General features: G+C 60.2%; 18 protein-coding genes. 3 read left to right on the forward strand and 15 right to left on the reverse strand.

All coding sequences use genetic code 11. The features are described from left to right. Window positions 1-39 precede the first annotated feature (39 nt). From VSP_RS11210 to VSP_RS11220, 3 genes are all read right to left on the reverse strand, one after another. Entirely contained in the window at window positions 40-906 is an 867-nt protein-coding gene (locus VSP_RS11210) for an alpha/beta hydrolase (protein WP_009960674.1), read from the reverse strand. Window positions 907-1,020: 114 nt separating this feature from the next. Further along, entirely contained in the window at window positions 1,021-2,238 is a 1,218-nt protein-coding gene (locus VSP_RS11215) for a TolB-like translocation protein (protein ID WP_009960676.1), read from the reverse strand. Window positions 2,239-2,330: 92 nt separating this feature from the next. Further along, window positions 2,331-3,701 carry an endonuclease/exonuclease/phosphatase family protein gene (locus VSP_RS11220; RefSeq protein WP_009960677.1) on the reverse strand — a complete coding sequence of 457 codons (1,371 nt, stop codon included), beginning with the start codon at window positions 3,699-3,701 and terminating at the stop codon, window positions 2,331-2,333. A gap of 123 nt (window positions 3,702-3,824) precedes the next feature. Here VSP_RS11220 and VSP_RS43605 point away from each other — a divergent pair, with 123 nt between their 5' ends. Then, window positions 3,825-3,947, forward strand: coding sequence for a hypothetical protein (locus VSP_RS43605; protein ID WP_269724128.1), 123 nt, complete (start codon window positions 3,825-3,827; stop codon window positions 3,945-3,947). 332 nt (window positions 3,948-4,279) lie between these two features. On the opposite strand, the gene VSP_RS11230 is transcribed toward VSP_RS43605, so the two are convergent. Then, the gene (locus VSP_RS11230; protein ID WP_009960679.1) at window positions 4,280-5,248 is read right to left on the reverse strand and encodes a ThuA domain-containing protein; all 969 of its coding nucleotides are present in this window, start codon (window positions 5,246-5,248) and stop codon (window positions 4,280-4,282) included. Between the two features lie 87 nt (window positions 5,249-5,335). On the opposite strand from VSP_RS11230, the gene VSP_RS34970 reads away from it, so the two are divergent. After that, window positions 5,336-6,778 carry a sulfatase family protein gene (locus VSP_RS34970; RefSeq protein WP_198141361.1) on the forward strand — a complete coding sequence of 481 codons (1,443 nt, stop codon included), beginning with the start codon at window positions 5,336-5,338 and terminating at the stop codon, window positions 6,776-6,778. 158 nt (window positions 6,779-6,936) lie between these two features. Here the strand turns inward: VSP_RS34970 and VSP_RS11240 are convergent, their stop codons facing one another. The 11 genes from VSP_RS11240 to VSP_RS39275 form a co-directional block, all read right to left on the reverse strand. Next, entirely contained in the window at window positions 6,937-7,389 is a 453-nt protein-coding gene (locus VSP_RS11240) for a cupin domain-containing protein (protein WP_009960683.1), read from the reverse strand. Window positions 7,390-7,658: 269 nt separating this feature from the next. Beyond that, window positions 7,659-8,864 (reverse strand): NAD(P)/FAD-dependent oxidoreductase, encoded by a 1,206-nt coding sequence (locus tag VSP_RS11250; protein WP_009960685.1) that lies wholly within the window; start codon window positions 8,862-8,864, stop codon window positions 7,659-7,661. Between the two features lie 111 nt (window positions 8,865-8,975). Then, window positions 8,976-10,181: a phospholipase D-like domain-containing protein gene (locus VSP_RS11255; RefSeq protein ID WP_081452496.1), complete on the reverse strand. Its 1,206-nt coding sequence runs from the start codon at window positions 10,179-10,181 to the stop codon at window positions 8,976-8,978. A gap of 151 nt (window positions 10,182-10,332) precedes the next feature. Beyond that, the gene (locus VSP_RS11260) at window positions 10,333-12,234 is read right to left on the reverse strand and encodes an AI-2E family transporter (RefSeq protein ID WP_009960687.1); all 1,902 of its coding nucleotides are present in this window, start codon (window positions 12,232-12,234) and stop codon (window positions 10,333-10,335) included. Between the two features lie 55 nt (window positions 12,235-12,289). Then, on the reverse strand, window positions 12,290-14,095 hold the full coding sequence (locus tag VSP_RS11265; RefSeq protein ID WP_009960688.1) for an SLC13 family permease: 1,806 nt from the start codon (window positions 14,093-14,095) through the stop codon (window positions 12,290-12,292). 253 nt (window positions 14,096-14,348) lie between these two features. After that, window positions 14,349-14,660, reverse strand: a complete 312-nt coding sequence (locus VSP_RS11270) for an ElaB/YgaM/YqjD family protein (protein ID WP_009960689.1) — start codon at window positions 14,658-14,660, stop codon at window positions 14,349-14,351. Between the two features lie 81 nt (window positions 14,661-14,741). After that, window positions 14,742-14,891 (reverse strand): lmo0937 family membrane protein, encoded by a 150-nt coding sequence (locus tag VSP_RS42170; RefSeq protein ID WP_009960690.1) that lies wholly within the window; start codon window positions 14,889-14,891, stop codon window positions 14,742-14,744. A 300-nt stretch (window positions 14,892-15,191) separates the two neighbouring features. Continuing rightward, on the reverse strand, window positions 15,192-15,506 hold the full coding sequence (locus VSP_RS11280; protein WP_198141362.1) for a hypothetical protein: 315 nt from the start codon (window positions 15,504-15,506) through the stop codon (window positions 15,192-15,194). Window positions 15,507-15,548: 42 nt separating this feature from the next. Next, window positions 15,549-15,713 carry a hypothetical protein gene (locus VSP_RS42175; protein WP_009960694.1) on the reverse strand — a complete coding sequence of 55 codons (165 nt, stop codon included), beginning with the start codon at window positions 15,711-15,713 and terminating at the stop codon, window positions 15,549-15,551. Between the two features lie 689 nt (window positions 15,714-16,402). Further along, the gene (locus VSP_RS11290; protein ID WP_009960695.1) at window positions 16,403-16,711 is read right to left on the reverse strand and encodes a Dabb family protein; all 309 of its coding nucleotides are present in this window, start codon (window positions 16,709-16,711) and stop codon (window positions 16,403-16,405) included. A 197-nt stretch (window positions 16,712-16,908) separates the two neighbouring features. Then, window positions 16,909-17,484: a protein-tyrosine phosphatase family protein gene (locus VSP_RS39275; protein ID WP_009960697.1), complete on the reverse strand. Its 576-nt coding sequence runs from the start codon at window positions 17,482-17,484 to the stop codon at window positions 16,909-16,911. Between the two features lie 231 nt (window positions 17,485-17,715). Here VSP_RS39275 and VSP_RS11300 point away from each other — a divergent pair, with 231 nt between their 5' ends. Next, a complete protein-coding gene (locus VSP_RS11300) occupies window positions 17,716-19,797 on the forward strand; it encodes an FAD-dependent oxidoreductase (protein WP_009960698.1) in 2,082 nt (693 codons plus the stop codon). The last annotated feature ends 72 nt before the right edge of the window (window positions 19,798-19,869 follow it).

A 19,869-nucleotide genomic window follows, 5' to 3' on the forward strand; every position in this document is an offset into this window, starting at 1 on the left:
GTAAGTGGTGAGCGGTAAGAGGTAGGTAGTGAAAAGAGATTACAGGTGCTCCTTGATGAACTTGACCATCATGGCGCGGCCAGAGTCGTTGGCGTCGGCCATGCGGTTGCCCACGCCGCCGTGGTCGTGGCCGTCCACCTGCCGGATCTGGAAGTTCTTGCAGCCTGCGGCGGTGAGAGCCTCGGCAAAGAAGCGGTTTTCTTCAGCCCGCAAAAGCATGTCCTTCTCCGCATAGAGGATGAGCATGGGGGGAATGTCACTGCGGACGTGGTAGAGTGGGGCGGCCTCGTCCACGATCATGGTGGTCTTGGCAATGCCGCGCTCAGCACGGACGGCTGCGTGGGTAATCATCTGGCCCGCCACCGGGATGTATCCGCAGAGGTCCCCAGGCTTGAGGTTGTGCTTGCCCAGATAGCGTTCATCCAGCGCGAGCATGGTGGTGAGGTAGCCGCCGGCGGAGTGCCCCGCGACGAAGACCTTCTTTGGATCACCTCCATGATCGGCCGCGTTCTTCAGCACCCAGGCTACGGCTGCTGCGGCATCCTCCAGATAGGCGGGGTAGGTGGCCTTGGGGCTCAGGCGGTAGTTAACAGAGGCGACCAGAAAGCCATCTTGAGCCATGCGGGTGACCACGGCGGTGGTGTCCTTGCTCCCCTTGTCGCCAGCAGTGATGCCGCCACCATGAAACCATACGATCACCGGAAGCGGCGCCCTAGGGCCGGCGGGGGTGTAGAGGTCCAGCTTGCAACGCGTAGTTTCATAGTCCGTGAGAGTGGCGCTGCTCTCCTTGTAGGGGAGATTGAGTCGGGCCGTCACGGTGGGTTCTTCTGCAACAAGGCAGCTGGCACCAGCGAGCAGAAGGCCGAGGAGGGCGGCTGCGAAAGGGAGACGGTAGGGACGAATCATGGCGGGAAACGAGCGCCGTGCTGTGCTTCGATTGAGCAGGGCAGGCAGAAAAGACGCGCAGGCGCAGCGCGAAATTTCGCCAAATCATCCCATGGCCTGATACGGCAGATTGCCTCAAGGCTGTGCCGCCCCGATCTCCGCCACGTACAGGCGGGTCCAGGGGCCTTCGCTGACGTTGAAATAGATGCGCCTGCCGTCTGCGCTGAAAACCGGATGGGGGTGGGAGCGCCGCCAGGAGCGGGCCCCCTCGTTGTTCTGAAACTGATGGAGCATGAGGTGCTGCCCACCGCGTGCGTCGGCCAGGATGATGCCCCAGTGGTTGGAGTCGCTTCCAAACCGGTCCATCGTCGTATCGGTGACGAGCAGGCGGCCATCTGGGCTGACAGAGGGGTGGTCACCCCGGGCCACAGGAAGACCGGGCGTGCGCTGGGACTTGCCGTTGTCACTGTCGAAGATGGTGAACGTGGTCTCCACGATGTGCCGATCATCCGGATGCCAGGAGGGGTGTCCCCAGCGCTCGTTCTGGTAGAGGAAGCGCTGGTTCTGCAGGTCATAGCAGATGAGGCCCTGTCTCACACTCGCTGCGCCGCTGCGCGGGTCGGGGCCGCTGGCGGAGGCCATCTTGAAGAACACCCGGTCGAGCTTGGGACTGAGCACCGGGAAGAAGATGGAGACTTCCTTGCCAGCATAGGCCTTTGAAAACCAGTCTGGGTACTGCTGGGTCACGTCTTCCACCTTGAGCGCGGTGGTGATTTCCCCGGTGACCACATTCACCAGTTCGAGGTTGCGGTGCGCGCCGGGATTCCAGTGTTGTCCATAGAGGGGAACTACCTGGCCCTGCGGCTGGCCCCAGCCGCTGAGGCGATCTTGGGCCAGGATGCGTTCCACGGGTGGGGAGTCGTCCACATTCACGGCAGCGACAAACCAACTGCCATCGCGTTCCCCATGGTAGCTGACGGTGCGCCCCCCATTTACCCACTGCTGGCAGGTGACGCGGTGGGCATCCTCAGCTTTCAGTAGAGGGCTGAGCCTGCGCTCTTCGCCCGTCTTGCGGTCGCGGATCCAGACTTCCCCCGTGTGGCTGTCGGGCGAGGTGGAGACAAAGAAGAGCACCTTGCTGCCATCAGGACTCTCCGGGCAGGTATTGAAATAGGAATGGACTGTGTGGCGATCCTTTTCTGGAGAAACGGGGCGGATGCGCACGCCCGTGCGCCAAGGGGTGAGCGGATCATCTGCCGGGGGCGCTGTATTCGTGGTTTGGGCGGGCATGAGGACGTTGCCGCAAAGGAGCAACGCGGCAATCAGGGGGCGTGCGGACAGGGGGGCGGCCATGGTGCGAGGAAGTCAACCCTGCACAAGACGGCGACTTGCCCATAAGCCTTGCGAAAAACAGCGGGCTCCCAAGTGATATCCGAAGGCCTGGTCTATCCCTCCTGCTCAAGAGCAGGCTCGTTGAGCGGGAGATCCATCACCAGCGGGCGATGGTCTGAGAGCGGCTTGCTCAGATGCTCGTTGAACACGGCCAGCGTCTCCCCGTAGTGCGGGGCAAACTGGTACGGTCCTTTTTTGTCCCGCGGATCCTGAAGCAGGCTGGACTTGACGAAGAACCAGTCCAGCCGGTAGCGCCCCAGCGGTCCGATAGGTCGGCGTACGCTAAAGCTGGTGACCTGGCCCTTTAGACGACGGTCGTTGCTGTTTGCCAGCAAGCCTTTGCGCTGGTTGATGGAGCGTTCCCGATCGCCGCGGAAGTCAAAGGTGGAGCCGTCTTCGAAACGGAATTCCTTCACACGGTTGAAGAGCCCCACCACGTGGTTGGGGAAAATGATCGGGACGTTTGGGGCCAGAGGGCTCTGAAAATTCTTGAGCGCGTTGAGGGCCCCGCGCTCGCGGTAGAGAGGGATCATGGTGCCCCAGACCAGACCAGAGACATTGGACGCCGTGGAGACAAAGCTGGCTGGAGTGTCGATCTGACGCCAGATGACACGCTCCACGGAGGTGGGACTCACGTCATTGGGCGCGGAGTTGTGGTCCCCGGCCATGATCACGGGATGCGGGATGTTCTTGATGTAGCCCAGGATCTCCACCATCTGGGCCTCGCGATGCTTCGGAAGCGTCTTGATCTCCAGGTGGTTGTTGATCAAGGAAACAACTCCTCCGGGGGTGCCGGGCACCGCCACATCCACGCGGAAGTAGTTGCGTCCGCCCACCTTGAGCTCGCGGGTGATTTCGTTGTCGAAGACCAGGGCCGAGCCCACGCGGCGGCCATGCTCGGCAATATCGGCCCGCTTTTGTTCATCCTTGTACCAGTCGTAGGGCTGGGTCTTGAGTTGAAAAGCCTCGACCTTCACAATCGGGTAGCGCGACAGGATGGCGGAGCCGAAGACGCCCTTGTACTGGGCGGGGTCCACGCTGTGATACTTGGGCTTGCCTGCAGGACTATCGGGGCGGGGCTCTTGACCGAGTAGCACGGGGTCCACCTCCAGCGCCTGCGGAGCGTACGCGTAGTTCATCCCCATCGCATGCGCGAGGGTACGGGCGGTGTCCACATAGCCGGAGCGGTTCACCCCAATGTCCATCTCCTGAAGGAAGACAATGTCCGCGCTGGCCAGACGCTGGCGCTGTCGCAGCATCTCCTCCCGCAAGTGAGAACCGGCCGGGGCTCGCTTCTCGTTGATCATCGAGGTGTAGGCGGCAGGGGATGTCAGCGCCTTGGCCACCTGGTTGATGTTGAGCGATTTCTCGATGTTCCACGTCGCCACCCTCAGTACTGGACCGAGGGCGGGGGTGCTTTGCATATGAGGATGTCGGCCAGAATGATAGGCCGCATTGCTGACGACTGGGGTTCGCCAAAAGCGCTCCAATTTTTGAGCGGTAGCGCCACTGGGAACCGGGTCCTTGCTCAACGCCACGAGCTCACCATGGGTGAGAAAGTCTGGCGTCTGCCTGGGGGCGAGCCGGTGGTGGATGTCCGGGGGAAACGTTACCCTACCCTCGCGGGTGACCGGGTGGGTCCGGGCGGCATTTTTCTGCGGGACGGTTGAGCAGCTGGTGCCAGCCCAGGCAAACAGCAAGAGCCCCCCTGCGGCGAGCATGGGAGCGCTGGCTTGGAGCCGGGGGAGGGCTGTTCCAGGGGCGGGGGTATGGGGACAAATCCGCATCCATAGGAGGCGGAAATCTGTGGGCAAGCAGAAACACGACCATGACGTGGAAATGGAGGCGTTTCAGCAAACTTTTTTGTGCGAAAGGGGTGGTGGGTGGGGTGGGGTTTGATGGAATAACAGGACCCGTCCGACAACAAAAAACCCAACGTCATCTGCCAGGGGCAGACCAACGTTGGGCCTCTGCAAAGGAGCGGGACTGGCTTGATCAGCCTCTACGGTTTCTTCTCTGCGGCTGGCTCAGGTGCGGCGGTCTTGGCTGGCTTGGGTGCCGGGGGCTTGGGCTCGACGTAAGGAGGGTTTACGTGGGCTTCGGGTGCCGTTTCTTTGAGATTCGGCGGCACATCGGCCTTCACATCACCCAGTGCCCATTTGATGCCGCCAGCCAGGATGTCCTGGAAGATGGGATTGGTCCAGACGTCTTCACGGTGGCCCATGGCGGTGTACCAGACGCGGCCTTCGCCTTCCTTGCGTGCCCAGGTGATTGGAAAGGCGGGGCGCTTGTACTCATCGCCCTTCATGGAGGTGGAGTCGATCGTGCTCAGCACGTGGATGTCTGGCGTGAAGTCTTTCAGCGAGTACCACTCCTCGGGGAAGTTGTACTCCTTGCCCACGTTCTCAAAGCCGGGGAACTTGGGATTGGTGACGGTGATCTTGGCCGGCTGTTGAGCTCCGTGCTTGATGAACTCGGCACCGAGGAAACGCACATAGGGGTCTGCCTTGTCGCCGTGGTTGCGGAAGCGCTCCGGACCCTTTTTGGATTCGTTGTCGGTGTGGAAGGTATCGCTGGCAGAGTGGGTGCCGAGGAAACCTTTGCCACTGCGCACGTAGTCGAAGAGAGCCTGCTTGCCCTCAGCGGTCAAGGCAGGCTGGCCATCGGTGCCGGGCGTGGTGAGGTCCCCACTGGTGTAGAAGAAAACGGCGTCAAACTGGGCCAGATAGTCCTTGCTGAAGAGGGAGCCGTCTTTGGAGTAGGTGAACTCCCAGTTGTTCTTTTTGCCGAGCTCGGTGAGCACCCCCTCCGCGTGGCTGGGCTGTCCTTTTTTCCAGGAGATGACGGAGTGCTCAAATCCGCTGGATTTCGTGAAGAAGAGGATCTTGCGCTTGGGCGGCGTGGAGGCGGAGAACGCCATGGCCGCCACGACGGCCAGCAGCGTGAGTGGTGCGATGAGTTTCTTGAACATTCCCGGGGAATACACGGTGGGGGCGCGTTTGGCGAAGAAAAAAATTACATGACAGCTGGCGGGGTGGCGCGCGTTTACCAAGGTCTCATGAAGTGTATTCTCTGGTTCGCTGCCGCGTGTATGGCAATGGTATGCACCGCAGCCCTGACGGCGGCGGAACGGCCCAACGTGCTGTTTCTGTTCAGCGACGACCAGCGGGCGGACACGATTGCTGCGTTGGGGAACACGCACCTGCAGACGCCGAACCTGGATCGCCTGGTCAGGGATGGGACGACCTTCACCCAGGCGTATTGCATGGGTTCAAATCAGGGGGCCGTCTGCGTGCCTTCCCGGGCCATGTTGATGAGTGGCCGCACGCTCTATCGTGTGCAGGAACAACTAAAGGGCCAGGCCACCTGGCCGGAGAGCTTTGCCTCCGCTGGCTACCGGACATTCATGACGGGCAAGTGGCACAATGGCGCTCCGTCCGCCCTACGGGCCTTCCAGGAGGCGAAGGCCGTTTTCCTGGGTGGGATGGGCGATCCCGACGCCATTCCAGTGCAAGACATGTCATCGGCAGGGCAGGGTGGAAACAGGCAGTTTGTGAACCGGCGCACGGTGGAGAAGCACTGCGTGGAACTCTTTGCCGACAAGGCGGTGGAGTTTGTCCGGGCGCAAAAGCAAAGTTCGCAACCCTGGCTCTGCTATGTGGCATTCAATGCGCCACATGATCCCCGGAAAGCGCCACCCGCGTGGCACGAGCAGACCAATGCCAACAAGCCACCGATACCGGAGAACTTCCTGCCGGTGCATCCCTTCAACAACGGAGAAATGACGGTGCGAGATGAGAAGCTGGCACCCTGGCCGCGTACTGAGCCTGTGATCCGCCAGGAGCTGGCGGACTACTATGCGGCGATCATGTTCATGGACTCGCAGATTGGCAGGATTTTGGAGTCCCTTAGAGCAACCGGTCAGGATGAAAAAACGATCATCGTTTTTAGCAGCGACCACGGACTGGCCATCGGCAGTCACGGCCTGATGGGAAAACAGAGTCTCTACGACCACTCCATGCACTCGCCCCTGATCCTGGCAGGACCGGGTGTGCCCAAAGGGGAGAAGCGGGCGGCGCTCTGCTACCTGCTGGACGTCTATCCCACGCTCGGGGATCTGGCGGGGGTGAATGCTCCCGAAGGAAGTGAAGGGCTCAGTCTGGTGCCGGTGCTCAAAGGCGAGGAAATCACGCGACGACAGGCGATCATGACTGGCTATCGGAAAGTGCAGCGGGCTGTGCGGGATGATCAGTGGAAGTTGATCGTGTATCCACAGGTGAACAAGATGCAGCTTTACGATCTGAAGTCAGATCCAGCAGAGACCAGAGATCTTGCCCGGGAGCCGGGGCATGCTGAGGAGATTGACCGCATGCGGACGCTGCTGGAGAAGCTGCAGAAGGAGAACGGGGACACCCAGGTGTTGAGGTCGGAGCACCCGGGGCCGCTTGAGTTTGATTTTGGGAGTCAGGAGGCGGCGACAAAGAAGGGACAAGATTTTTAACAGATTAACCGGATGACTGAGTGGAGCTTTGATTTGGACAGAATTAACAGCATTTACAAAACTGGAATTCAGGCTGGCGCGGGTTCGAGGAGATTGAATGGAATCTCCGGGAGTCCCAATTCTGTTGATTCCGTTAATTCTGTCTAAAAAGCTTCTCCCTATGCCGTCTCCGGACGGAGGGATTTCCAAGGTTCTTCGTTGCTGACGTCCACAATGCCGGGTTCATCGGCCTTGGCTGGGGAGAGAATGGCCAGGAAGACGAGACGTTCGTTGAAGGGGTTGTAGGTGCCGTGGACTTCGCCCTTGGGGATGAAGGCGATTTCACCAGGGCCGAGGATGCGCTTCTCCTTACCCACCCATTGCTCGGCCCGGCCAGAGACGACGTAGATGATCTCTTCACGTGTTGGGTGCGTGTGAAAGGGGTGGGAGTGAAATGGCTCCATGTTGGCGCGCACCATGAGGAGTTCCTGGTTGTTCACCACGTCGTTGCGGCACAGCCATTCCTCCAACGTCCAAGGGGAGACGAAGTCCACCTTTTCCGCGGCAGTCACGAAGCGGCGGGAGGCGATGTCTTGTGGCATGGGGGCGGGGGCGGAGTGAGCGTTGGACATGGTCGTTGGAGAAGGGGATGAGGTAGCGCCAGTGCAAAATGGCAGTTGAGAGCCAAAACTACGTCCTGCAAACACATCCACCTTTCTAAAATCCACATTCAGGCGACTGGAGGGCACTTCAAAATACCTGGGGTTACCTGTGAAGTGGGATCAGGGTGCGGATCACCTCAAGCCAGCGACCACTCTCACGGAGGGGGGAGAGGGTGAGATGGAATGCACGGGTGATGCCAAACAGCAAAATGGGACTGATCGCCAACGGGCGCTACGGGCTATCTTCCAAAACGGAACAACTCCGCGTGCTCGTTCTTCTTCCCAAGGATCTCATCTCGCACGATTTCGGCGGCGATCAGGCTGTAGATGATGCCGTTGCCTCCGAAGCCGAGGGTGAAGCTGGCGCGAGGAAACTCCGGGGTCTGGCCGATGTAGGGGAGACCATCCTTGGTTTCGCCAAATGTTCCGGCCCAGGCGAAGGCTACTTCGAAAGGGACGCTGGGGAAGAGACGGCGGAATTTGCGGAGCAAGGTTGCCGATTTGGATTCAATGAGCGCGTCACGCCGGTCGGCGTCACGGAAGTCTTCATCCTCACCTCCGATGATGATGCGCCGGTCTTCGGTGGTGCGAAGATAAAGGTAGGGATCGGCGTGTTCCCAGATGAGGCAGTCTTCATGCCAGATCGGGCCGCGGCCCGCGACGGGCTCGCTGACGAGTGCGAAGCTGCTGTGCAGGGAGACGATCTTCTGATCCAGATCGCCCTGGGCCTCATAACCCGTGGCGAAGACGATGTGGCGGGCCCGGATGGTGGACCCGCGCTCAGTGGTGGCGATGACATTATTGCCTTGAACCTCGTAGCCTGCCAGTCCGGTGCGGTCATGCACGCGGGCCGCCCTTTGACACGCGGCTTGCAGCAGAGTGTGGGTGAGCCTGTACGCATCCACCTGGGCTCCGTCTTGTGAGTAGATGGCGCAGGCCTTCTGGAATGCCATATGCTCTGTCACCTCCCGGGAAGACCACCATTCCACGGCGATGCCTGCCCGCCGCCGGGCGGCAAATTCCTTCTTCATGCCGGTCAGATCCCGTTTCAGTCCGCTGTAGTAGAGGCTGGGTTTGGCTTTGAATCCGCAGTCGTCATCTAGGCTGTTTACCAGAGTCTGAACCTTGTAGATGGCATCGCGGCAGGCCTGGTAGCTGCGCACCGCGTGGTCGCGCCCAAGTTTTGCCTCCAGCTCGTGCAACGGGGTGTCGATCTCATACTGCAACAAGGCGGTGCTTGCGGCAGTGCTCCCCCAACCAATATCCCGACGGTCCAAGACCATGGTGGATACGCCCGCTTCTGCCAGATGGTAGGCGACCAGCGCCCCGGTGATTCCGCCGCCCACCACCAGGACTTCACACCGGGCATCGCGCTCCAGGGCAGGATAGGCAGTCAGCAGCCCGTTTTTCAACAACCAGTAGGGGTGGGCAGAGCGGAGATCCATGGCAGATAAAGTTTGACGCCTCTGAATCGCTCGTGGGTCATTGTCCTGAGGTAAACTCCAGGCTGACGTTCTAAACTTCAAACCAAGCACCAAGCACCAAGCACCAAGCACCTACCTCTCCCCGCCACGCTGCTCGGCATCCTGAAGCATGCTCTGGGCGATGGAGAGGTCGAGGCGAACGAAGAGCCACCACGCGATTTTTTGTTTGAGGCGCTTCCACCAGGTGGTGGGGCGACGCCAGCGGACCTTTTCCACCAGGCTGCTGTGCTCAAGGTCCCGTTCAAAAGTGGCGAGGACCTGTTGGGCGAGCTCCGGGCATTCGATGCGGATCATCATCTCGAAGTTGATCGAAAGGCTGCGGGGGTCGAGGTTCGATGAACCCACGTACACCGCATCATCCACGACGAGGGTCTTGGCGTGAAGCACCTGGGGCTGGTACTCATAGATCTGCGCTCCCTTACCCTGGAACTTCCGGTATTGGGCGCGGGATGCGGATTGAAACATCGGCACATCGCATTTGCCGGCAAGCAGAAGGCGGAAGCGCTCGGCCCGGCGGGCGGCCTTTTGGAGGGCGCGCCGCGTGCGGCCGGGTGGGAGGAAATAGGCGCAGGTGATGGCGACGTCCCGGGCATGGTGGAGGTCGTGCCGCAAGGCTTCGTCAAAGGCGTTTTGGTGGAAGCCCGGGCGCGTGAGCAGAAGCGTGACGTCCGGGCTCACCTCGATGCGACCCCAAGATGACTGCCGTCGCACCTTCCAGATTTGCTTGGGCGCCTGGTCCACCTGTTTCTCAAAAGCAAGGGCGAGGTGGTGCACCACAGGACCCCGAATGCCAATGCCCCCGTCCCGCCAGCCCTCAATGACGCCGTCGCCTTCGTACTCAGGGGCGATGTTGCAGCCGCCGATGAAGGCGGTGTCCTCGTCCACCACCAGCAGTTTGCGATGATCGCGGAAGGACCAGAACCTGCGGCGCACGGGGTTGAACCAGACGAGCTTCCCGCCAAGTGACTCCAGTTCTGAGAAATAATCTCCGGGCAGGGAGATCGAACCTGCGTGATCAAGCAGGATCGTGACTGAGACTCCGCGGCGGGCGGCAGCCGTCATGGCCTCGCGGTAGCGTTCAGCCACGTCAGAGGCTCGATAGATGTACTGCTCCAGGCGGATGCTGCTCTGAGCGCCTTTGATGGCCTGAAGCTGGGCCGCCAGCAGTGCCCGTCCGCTGTCCAGCCAGAGCACCTCATGGCCATCTCTGGTCTTAAGCCAACTTGGGGGCGGGGTGGATGAGAGGGTTGGGGCAGGGATTGAGGCGATGGGCGGCACTGGAAGAGGTCGTTTTTTGTTTCCGAGAAGCGCAATCTATATAATACGGCAGCAACCAGGGAGACGTTTTCAAGTGTTCACCCAGTGCCAATTTCACTCCCGCCACTCTGGACTGTGGACAGCCAGGGGGAGGGGGATGCTGTGTATGAGCTTAGCGATCCGTCGCCTGCACGATCACATCCCGCGCTTCCGCCAGGCTGGTGGCCACCCAGGTGGCTCCGGCGTCTTTCAGGGACTTGGCGGTGGCCTGCTGGCCGGGTAGTCCCCAGCGGCACACGAGCATTTTCAGCCCGGGAATCTTGTGGTGCAGGCGGCGGCAGAGAGTTTCTGCCGCCATGATGGATCCAGGCCGCATCGCGCTGATGATCATGAGGGCCGGGCGGGAGTGATTGAGCTTCTCCACCAGTTCTCCCACAAGGCGGTCGTCTGCCGAGATCTGAAGCTCGATTTGGGCCGGTAGCAGGATTTCGAGCATCTCCAACGCGAGGACGTCCACCTGGCCGTGAAGGGCGCGGCCGAAGACGGGGATCGGCGGAGGTACGGGTTCACTGGCAGTACTTTCGTCTGGAGTTCGTGCGGTAGTGTCGCTGGTTTCCACCTGTCCCTGAATTTCCTGTTTCTCTAGTAACGCGGCTGCCTTTGTCTTTCGGCCTTCATCCAACGCCTCTGCCTGGCACTCCCGCAAATACTGGCTGGTGGCCTGGATGGTTGTGATGACCTCATTCTGCTCCTCTTCATCCAGCTTCCCTAGCATTGCTTCTCGTCGCGTCAGGACCAGGGCTGGCAGGACCACTTCATCCAGTGTGGCTTCGATGCCGTTCTTCTCTATTGAATCGTGAATGGTGCTCTGGAAGGCGTCCTCATCTCCCGCAACGAGGCGACGAAACGCCATGAGATGGGCTTGGGGTGGTTGTTTCTCCCCCATGAGCACATCCACCCAAGCCAGGCTGGGGATGTACTTGCAAATCACCACAATGCAGACGGTGAGCGGCGTGGCCAGGACGAGCCCCAGGCCGCCCCACAGCCATGTCCAGAAAGTGATGGCGACAAGAAGGGCAAAATCCGAGACTCCGACACTGTGACCGTACAGGAGGGGTTCGAGGACCATGTTAGTCAGCAGTTCCAGCCCGATGATCAGACCGGCAACCATGAGCGGCTGGGTCCACCCATCGAAGACGGCCAGGCTGAGGCCGATGGGAAGTACGGCCACGATCCAGGGGCCGATGTAGGGGATGAAGCGGAACAGCGCTGCGAGCACGCCCCAGAGCAGGACGTAGGGAAGCCCAATAAAGGCGAGCCCGATGGCCAGCATGAGGCCGTACAGGGAGTTGACCGTTGCCAGCATGAGGAGGTAGCGGCTGATGCGGCCGCCGATTTCATCCATGGCCCGGGTGGTGGTGGTGAGCCTGCTGAAGCCCGCCAGTCCGACAATGCGATGACTGATATCCTCCTGTCGTAGCAGCATGAAGATGACGAACACGATCACCACGGCAGCCACGCCCAGTCCATTAGCGAGAAAGGAAAGGGAGGCGTTGAGGATCTTCGAGGCCATGCCCCCTTCCACAGGTGGGGGGGCAGGCTGGGGGGCTGACGCTGCATTGTCAGGTGCGGCAGGGGGCTGGACGGCGGGCGTGGAGACCTGCTTCTGACGGCCAGCGCTTACGTCCAGTGCAGAGGTGCTGATGTCTGCCACCATGGTCCGCAACCGTGCAATGGTGCCGCCCTCGCTGGCGTTTCTCACGGTGGAGACTCGTTCCTGGATGTTGTGGCGGTAGTTCGGGAGTGAATTGGCCAGGTGGTGCAGCTCTTTGCCTACCATCCAGAAGACACACCCCATGAGCGTGAACACCAGCATGGTCACGATCACGACACTCATGGCGCGGGGCAGCCGGCAACGGCAGAGCAGCTTGACCAGGGGATTGATCATGAATGCCAGCAGTGCTGAGAGGGCCAGCGGCACAAGGACCTCCTGGGCGAAATAGAGGGCTGCCACCAGCAGCAGGGCGGAGAAGAACCTCAGAAAGACGAGATAGGAACGTTGCTGGGCATCCATGAGAAGGCTGGAGTCGGGTTGATGGAGGGAACGGGAAGGAAGATGCTCCTGCTGCTCAGCGTGGCTGGAGGGGCCAGATGACCGGCACCATCAGGAGGGTGACCACCATGACGATGAGCGTGAGGGGGAGCCCTGCGATGAGAAAGTCCTTGAACCGGTAGCCGCCGGGGCCGTACACCATGAGACAGGACGGCTCCAGGGGAGTGAGGAAAGAACAACCGGCGGCAAAGGCGACGGTCATGGCGAAAGGACGGGCATCCAGCCCCATCTGTGTGGCGGTCTGGATGGCGATGGGCAGCACGAGTGCAGCGGCCGCCTGGTTGGACATGGGCTGTGACAGTGCCACGGTGAAAACGAAGATGGCGGCGAGGAGCCACACGGGCGTCACGCTGCCTGCCCCCCCGGCCAGCAATCCGCCGACGTAGGCATCCGCACCAGAGGCGTGCAGGGCTGCGCCGACGCTGAGCATGCACGCGATGAGGATGATGGCCTTCCATTCCATCTCCCGGTAGGTTTCCTCCGGAGAGGCGCAACGGGTGGCAAAGATGAGGAAGGCTCCCGTAAGGGCGGCGACGGGGAGCGACAGCACCTTGAATACACCCAGGGCGAGCACCCCCACAAAGATGGCGCACGCGGCGAGGGTGCGTCCTTTGGAGAAACGGGAGGTGTCTGCCTCACCGATGAGTCGGAATGCACCCGCGTCTTCGAGAGCACGAAGATCGCTGGTGGAGCCCTGAAGCAACAGGAGATCTCCCACCTTCAGGGGCACCTGACTGATCTTGCTGAGCAGGTTTTCCCCATGACGGCGGATGCCAAGAGCGATCACTCCGTACCGCTCGCGAAACCGGGCGCGCTTCAAGGTTTGGTGCAAAAGGGTGGACCCGGGGAGGACAAGGGCTTCGACCACTCTATCGTCGTCTTTAGAGAGCCGGTTTTCACCGTTTTCGGGTGGCACTTCGGCCAGTTTGGCCTCAGCCTTGATTTCCAGACCGGATTGATCTTTGACCTTTAGAATGGCATCATGAGGACCCTCTACGAGCAGAACGTCTCCTGAGCGTAGTTTGGTGTTGGCCCGCCCGGCTGTTTGCTCCCCGCTTTCCCGAATGACGCTGAGCACGTTGAGATCATGCTGTTCACCAAATCGGGCCTCCCGAAGGGTCTTGCCCACCAGGGGAGACTCTTTTTGCACCCGCACCTCCGTGAGGTATTGTCCGGCTCGGATGACTTCCTCCATGGTGGCATCCCGGGAGCGGGAAGGGAGAAGGCGTGGTGCGAGGAAAATGAGGTAAGGCACGCCCAGCAGCATCAGAATCGCCCCTACAGGACTCATTTCGAACATATCGAGAGGAGCCAGGCCTCCAGACTGCATGAGACCTGATACGACCAGGTTTGTGGAAGTGCCGATGAGTGTCATGGAACCCGCGAGGATGGAGGCAAATGCCACCGGCAACAGGATGCTGTGCACGGGCATCCCCATGCGCCGGGTAACCGCGATGACCACGGGTACAAATAGAGCCGTGACCGCCGTATTGCTCATGAAGCTGCTTAGCGCGGCGACAGAGACCAGCAGGAGGGTGATAAAGAGCAATTTGCGACCTTTGGTCGCGATTTGCAGCCAGCGGGCGACGCCTCCCATAACGCCAGTCCGGGCAATGGCACTGGTCATGATGAGCAGTCCCAGGATCATCATGACGGTGTCACTGGCGAATCCGGCAAAGGCCTGCTCAGGGGTCAGGATGCCCGTCATCACAAACGCCAGCAGCAATCCCAAGGCGACCATCTCCGCCGGGATCACCTCCACCGTAAACAGCACCAGGGCCACGGCGATCAAAACGAACACAATGACAATGGCTGAGGTCATGGAGGAGTGGACTGAATCAGATCAGGGGAGTGGCGGGGAATGCTTTTTTTGGGGGAAACACAAGCGGCAGTTCAGGCGCGGTCGAGCCGCCTGAACTGCCGCCGCCCTCCGCATGGGCTGGGGTGATGGCCCCATTCCGGGTTCGCGGAGATCACGTTCTTCAACTGCCTGCGGTGGCAGGGCTGCTTCTATGACCGGAGCCGTGCCTTGGGGCGGGGACGGCGTCATACGGCAGAGCGCAGCGGCATCTCTTTTAGCGAGGCCGCTTGAGCGCCACAATGAGCATGCCCAAGCCAAAGGCGAGCGCCACGGATTCCACAGGGCGGCGCTTCACGAAGTCCGTGATGGACTCGTAGCCGTGCGCGGCCTGATCTTCCAGTTGGCGGCCAGTGGCTTGCGCCTGGGTGGCGAATGAGCTCATGCAGTCCTTCAGTTCGGAGGAGTAGCCGTTCGCTTCACTGCCCAGCGTGTTCAGCAGGTTGTTGATGTCGTGACCCACGTCGCGAAGGCTGGAGCCGATGCGTTCGAGGGAGGTTTTGGGGTGGGGCTTGGAAAAAGGGAACATGGCGATGAGTAAGGTTGGAGGTTGTTTCAGGAGGGCAGCACCAGGGGTTTTCGGAGTGGCGCTGTGATCAGTCTGAAAAAATCATATCGGGCGGCGGCCCTGAATGACGCGCAGCAGAACGATGACGATGGCAACCACAAGCAGGATGTGAATGAACCCGCTCAGGGTGTAGGAAGTCACCAGGCCGAGCAGCCAGGCGATGATGAGGATGACGGCGATGGTATAGAGCATGGCGTTCAGGGGTGGAGGTGGGGATAAACTGGGGCTTTTTTTACGCAGTACTGTTTTGCAGGGAGCGTGCCATGGGAGGGGTGTGTGCGTAAGTGGTTGATGGTGAGTGGTCTTTGGGTTGTGGAGGGTGGGGGCTCTTTGCCCCATCAAGGCCAGTTTGTTGCAGTTCGCCATGAGTCGGGTTGCAATGTGCATGAAGGTTGCACGCCCGGGCTCTGGGGATCTGTTTGTCGTGCATCCATCAGCTTGCCACCCTTGCGCTGGCCCCTGATCGACCGGGCAAACGCCGGTGTCTCTGCCTCACCAGGGCACTCCACCGCGTTCATGCGACGCCCAGTCCACGGCTCCCTCAAGCGCCAGCGCCGGGACTGGAGAAGCCGACTGCTGACTCCGCGCCAGAGCCCGTTGCCGCGGCGAGAGGCCGTCCGCGTCCTTCACGCCAAAGGGCAAGGGCAGAGCCGAGGGCAACGGTGAAGTCTCCTGGGCCGTTGCACCGACAAACGTGCCGCCGTCTTCCCAACGTCGGCTGTTGATCCAAGTCGCGGGCAGAGGGATGAATCGGCCATCCTGCTCCCGCCACGCCGGGCAGCTGGATTGGTGACCCAGGACCTGCATGAGCTCGATGAGCCGCGGGCGTTCCCTGCCCTTCACGTTGCGTCAGGCCTGCTCCGCCTTCCGCCGGGCATCCTTGCGCGGGTAGTTCGTCCAAAACTCCTCGAACCCCGCCAGCCAGGTGGCGTCCTCCTCCGCAGGTGGGGAGCTCAGGGCCGCGGTCTGGTTCAGATTCAGGATCTGAGTCTGAGAGAAATTGGAAACAGACACGCTCAAGGGCGCAGCCCCGGCTGGCTTTGCAGAGGTTGGGGGTTCTCGCTGGGCTTGGTTGGGCGTTTGGGTGTTCCGCTTTCCTTTTCTTTCTCTTTTGTTGAACTACTTAGGTGTTTTCGTTCAAGGGTCGTTCAGCGGTTTTCGCATCTTGCCGCGAACGTCGGGCAACACAAGACATCAGGTGCAAATGACGTGGGGGTGTTGATGGCGGTGGGGAGAAAGCGGATGCGGTCGGCCTTCCCACCTGATCATCCTCTGCGGGGGTACCCAGGGTTGACTCGCTTGAGGCTCGTCCAACCACTGGGCTGTGCTAGATGTCCCTTTCAGGGATTAGCTTCGGGCTGAGCAGAAGATGGTTCCTTGGCATCCACCCCAAATGCGTGCAATTGGTCCGATCTCCTCACGTCGACAGCTGCAGGAACGCTGGGTGGCTGGCGATCAAACACCAGTGGGAAGGTGTCGAGCCGTGAGGCATCGGGCTGTGTTCGGATACCCTCTGCCTCAGGACATTCATACCGGTTGTAGTTGTCAACGTGAGGAGGCACCAACTGAAGCGTCTGCGAGGTCTCTCACGGGAGGGGTCATGGAAATTACACCTTCTGGGGAGGTGCGCCATTCAGTCGAGATTACAAAAAAGCCGCGGTCTCGTTGACCGCGGCTTTTGGGAGAGTGGTGTGAAAATGCCGTCAGTGCACCGGCGAGCTGTCATACACCACCACGCGGTCCCAGAAGGTCTTGCAAGTGTTGATGAACCGCAGGTGATGTTCGCAGTCTTTCTGGTAGTGATCATGATCCTCCATGTTTTTGAAGTGAAGGGTCAGTGAGTAGTTGAAGGAGTGGTCCGTCACAGGGCGCTCCTCAGTCTTTGCGGGCTTTCCGATGAAGCCGTGCACGAGGTAGGGGATCTCCTTGAGCTTGATGAGCTCGCTTTCAAAAGTGTTGCGTTGATCCGGAGTGAGATCGGATTTGAGCCAGAAGTAAACGTTGTGCAGCATGGCAGCGGGAAGTTGGAAGGTTGATCGAACACTGTCCGATCAGGGAATTTTGGAACAGGAGGAGGGTGGTGCAAAGCTTTTTCGCCCGGATTTGTGCCTTGGAGGAGGGAGATGCGATGGCGGCAGCGTTTGGTGGACGTACGACTGCACCATCCCTATGAAACACGGGTCTGACTACGCGGTATTCGCCGCACGGATCACCTGGGGGAGTCCGGTCGCGAAGCAAGCGGGGCGGTGGCTGTACGCAGGATGCGGCTGTTGGCAAAGTCCTCGACAAAGCGGCGCTGCTCGGGGGTCTCGGGACCACTGCCTGCGCTGCGCACCAAGCCATAGGCCTCGTGCAAGGGAAGCCCCAGCGTCAGCAAGATGCAGACAGCGGCAGTGCCCGTCCGACCGACGCCCGCAGCACAATGGAGGAGCACGGTGCCGCCCTGACGGATGCGTTTGCCCATCTCCAGCACCATCAGGTGATAAAGTTCGGCATCGCCAGGGATGTCAAAGTCAGGCACGGGATGGCTGATGCGGCGTCCTCCCCAGCGGCCTTCTGCCAGAGCGCGGGCGTAGCGGGGTGATTTGGACTGGATCTCGGCGTCTCCTACCAGACAGACCAGGGTGACCTTGTCGTCCCCCGACTTTTGCCTCAGGGCATTCCAGGCGGCGAGGGGGCGCTCCACGTCGCCATCCTGATATCCGGGCATGGAAGTGAGGAGCAGTTGACCGGGGAAGGTGACCGGCAGGGAAACGGGGCGGAAGATCATGGAAATAGGAGGCATTTCGATGTCTCAGTAAATCTCATTACGTAGCGGCGGGAGAAATGGTTCCCCGGAATGCAGGAAAGGGGCGATCGTCTGCTCCCCGACCTTCCACGCCTTTGGAGATTGATTCCTTCTGTCCAAAAGCGCTAACATGGACCTTCAGAACTTGCAGTCGAGCATGGCCGGTTATCTGAAGATTCGAAATTAAATGCGCGTTCCCTCATGATGCATCAATCGCTTCGCACTTGGATGGTTTCGACCCTCATCGTGGGCCTGCCCCTGGCAGCCCGGGCTGAGGAGTATGACGTGGTGGTCTATGGCGGCACGGCAGCGGGAGTGATCGCCGCCGTGCAGGCCAAGAAGATGGGCAAGACGGCCGTGGTCGTGGGACCGGACAAGCATCTGGGTGGCCTTTCCAGCGGCGGACTGGGCTTCACCGACACGGGCAACAAGGCGGTCATTGGCGGATTGTCGCGCGACTTTTATCATCGCGTCTGGATGTACTACGACAAGCCAGAGGCGTGGAAGCAGCAGAAGAAGACTGAGTACGGCAACAAGGGTCAGGGGACCCCGGCCATGGATGGCGAAAATCGCACCATGTGGATCTTCGAGCCTCACGTGGCAGAGCAGGTGTTCGAGGATTATGTGAAGGAGTTCAATATTCCCGTGCTGCGGGATGAGTGGCTGGATCGCGCCAAGGGGGTGAAGAAGGAGGGCAGTCGCATCACTGGCATCACCATGCTCAGCGGCAAGACCCTCACGGGAAAGATGTTCATCGATGCCACTTACGAGGGTGATCTGATGGCTGCGGCGGCTGTGGACTACCACGTGGGTCGTGAGGCCAACAGCAAGTATGGTGAGACGGCCAATGGCGTGCAGACAGGCGTCTTGCACCACCGGCATCACTTCGGAGTGCTGAAGGACAAGATCAGCCCCTACGTGGTGCCCGGTGATCCCAAGAGTGGCGTGCTGCCGAGAGTCAGCGCCCAGCCCCCGGGAAAATTTGGTGAGGAAGACAAGCGGGTGCAGGCCTACTGCTTCCGCATGTGCCTGACGGATCATCCTGAAAATCGAATCCCATTCGAGAAGCCGGACGGTTATGATCCCAAGCAGTATGAGATGCTGGTTCGTGTATTTGATGCTGGCTGGAGGGAGACGTTTGAGAAATTCGATCCCATCCCGAACCACAAGACGGATACGAACAACCACGGCCCCTTCAGCACGGACAACATCGGGTACAACTATGACTACCCGGATGCCTCGTACGAGCGGCGGAAGGAGATCATCAAGGAGCATGAGACTTATCAAAAAGGCTGGCTCTACTTCATCGCCAATGATCCACGGGTGCCATCTGAAGTGCGCAACGAGATGAAACGCTGGGGATTGCCCAAGGATGAGTTCAAAGACAATGGGAACTGGTCTCCGCAACTCTACATCCGTGAAGCCCGCCGCATGGTGGGAGCCTTCGTCATGACAGAGAATGAGCTGCGCAAAAAGAAGCCCACCCCGGACTCCGTGGGCATGGGCTCCTACACGATCGACTCACACAATGTCCAGCGCTACATCACGCCCGAGGGCTATGTGCAGAATGAAGGCGACATTGGTGTCTCCACCAACGGGCCCTATGAGATCGCTTATGGCTCTCTGGTGCCGAAGAAAGGTCAGGCAGACAACCTGCTGGTGCCCGTCTGTGTCTCCAGCACGCACATCGCCTTCGGCTCCATCCGCATGGAACCGGTGTTCATGATCCTGGCCCAGTCTTCCGCTACTGCTGCTGTCCTGGCCATTGATGCCGGTACCGCCGTGCAGGATGTGCCCTACAAGGTGCTGCGTGAGCGCCTCCTCCAGGATGGTCAGATTCTGGAAGCGCCGCATCTTATCAAGACGGAGGCGAAGGGGGGCATGGATCCTGCCAAGCTGAAGGGCGTGGTGGTGGACGATGCCAAGGCGGAGTTCAAGGGGAACTGGGGGGAAAGCAAGGTCGCCAGGAGATTTATTGGCGAAGGCTACCACCATGATGGCAATGTGAACGATGGCAACTGCACTGCCCGATTCGAGACCGTGCTGCCCAAGTCAGGTGCCTACGAAGTGCGTCTGGCGGTGCCGCACAACACCAACCGCGCCTCCAACGCCAAGGTCAAAGTGCTCACTCCTGACGGTGAAAAGGTGCTTTCCGTGAACCAGAAGGTGATGCCCTCGATCGACGGTCTCTTCGTCTCGCTGGGAACTTTTCAGTTCACGAAAGACGTGGCAGCAGTGGTGACCATCTCCAATGAAGGTGCCGATGGCTACGTGGTGGCTGATGCCGTGCAGTGGCTTTCGAAAAATTAGGAATTAGGGAATGATGAATTAGGAATGAACTCCGCGACTCGTTTCGGGTTGCCGGTGACGAAGGTCTCAGTT

The sequence above is a fragment of the Verrucomicrobium spinosum DSM 4136 = JCM 18804 genome (assembly GCF_000172155.1).
Lineage (GTDB): Bacteria > Verrucomicrobiota > Verrucomicrobiia > Verrucomicrobiales > Verrucomicrobiaceae > Verrucomicrobium > Verrucomicrobium spinosum.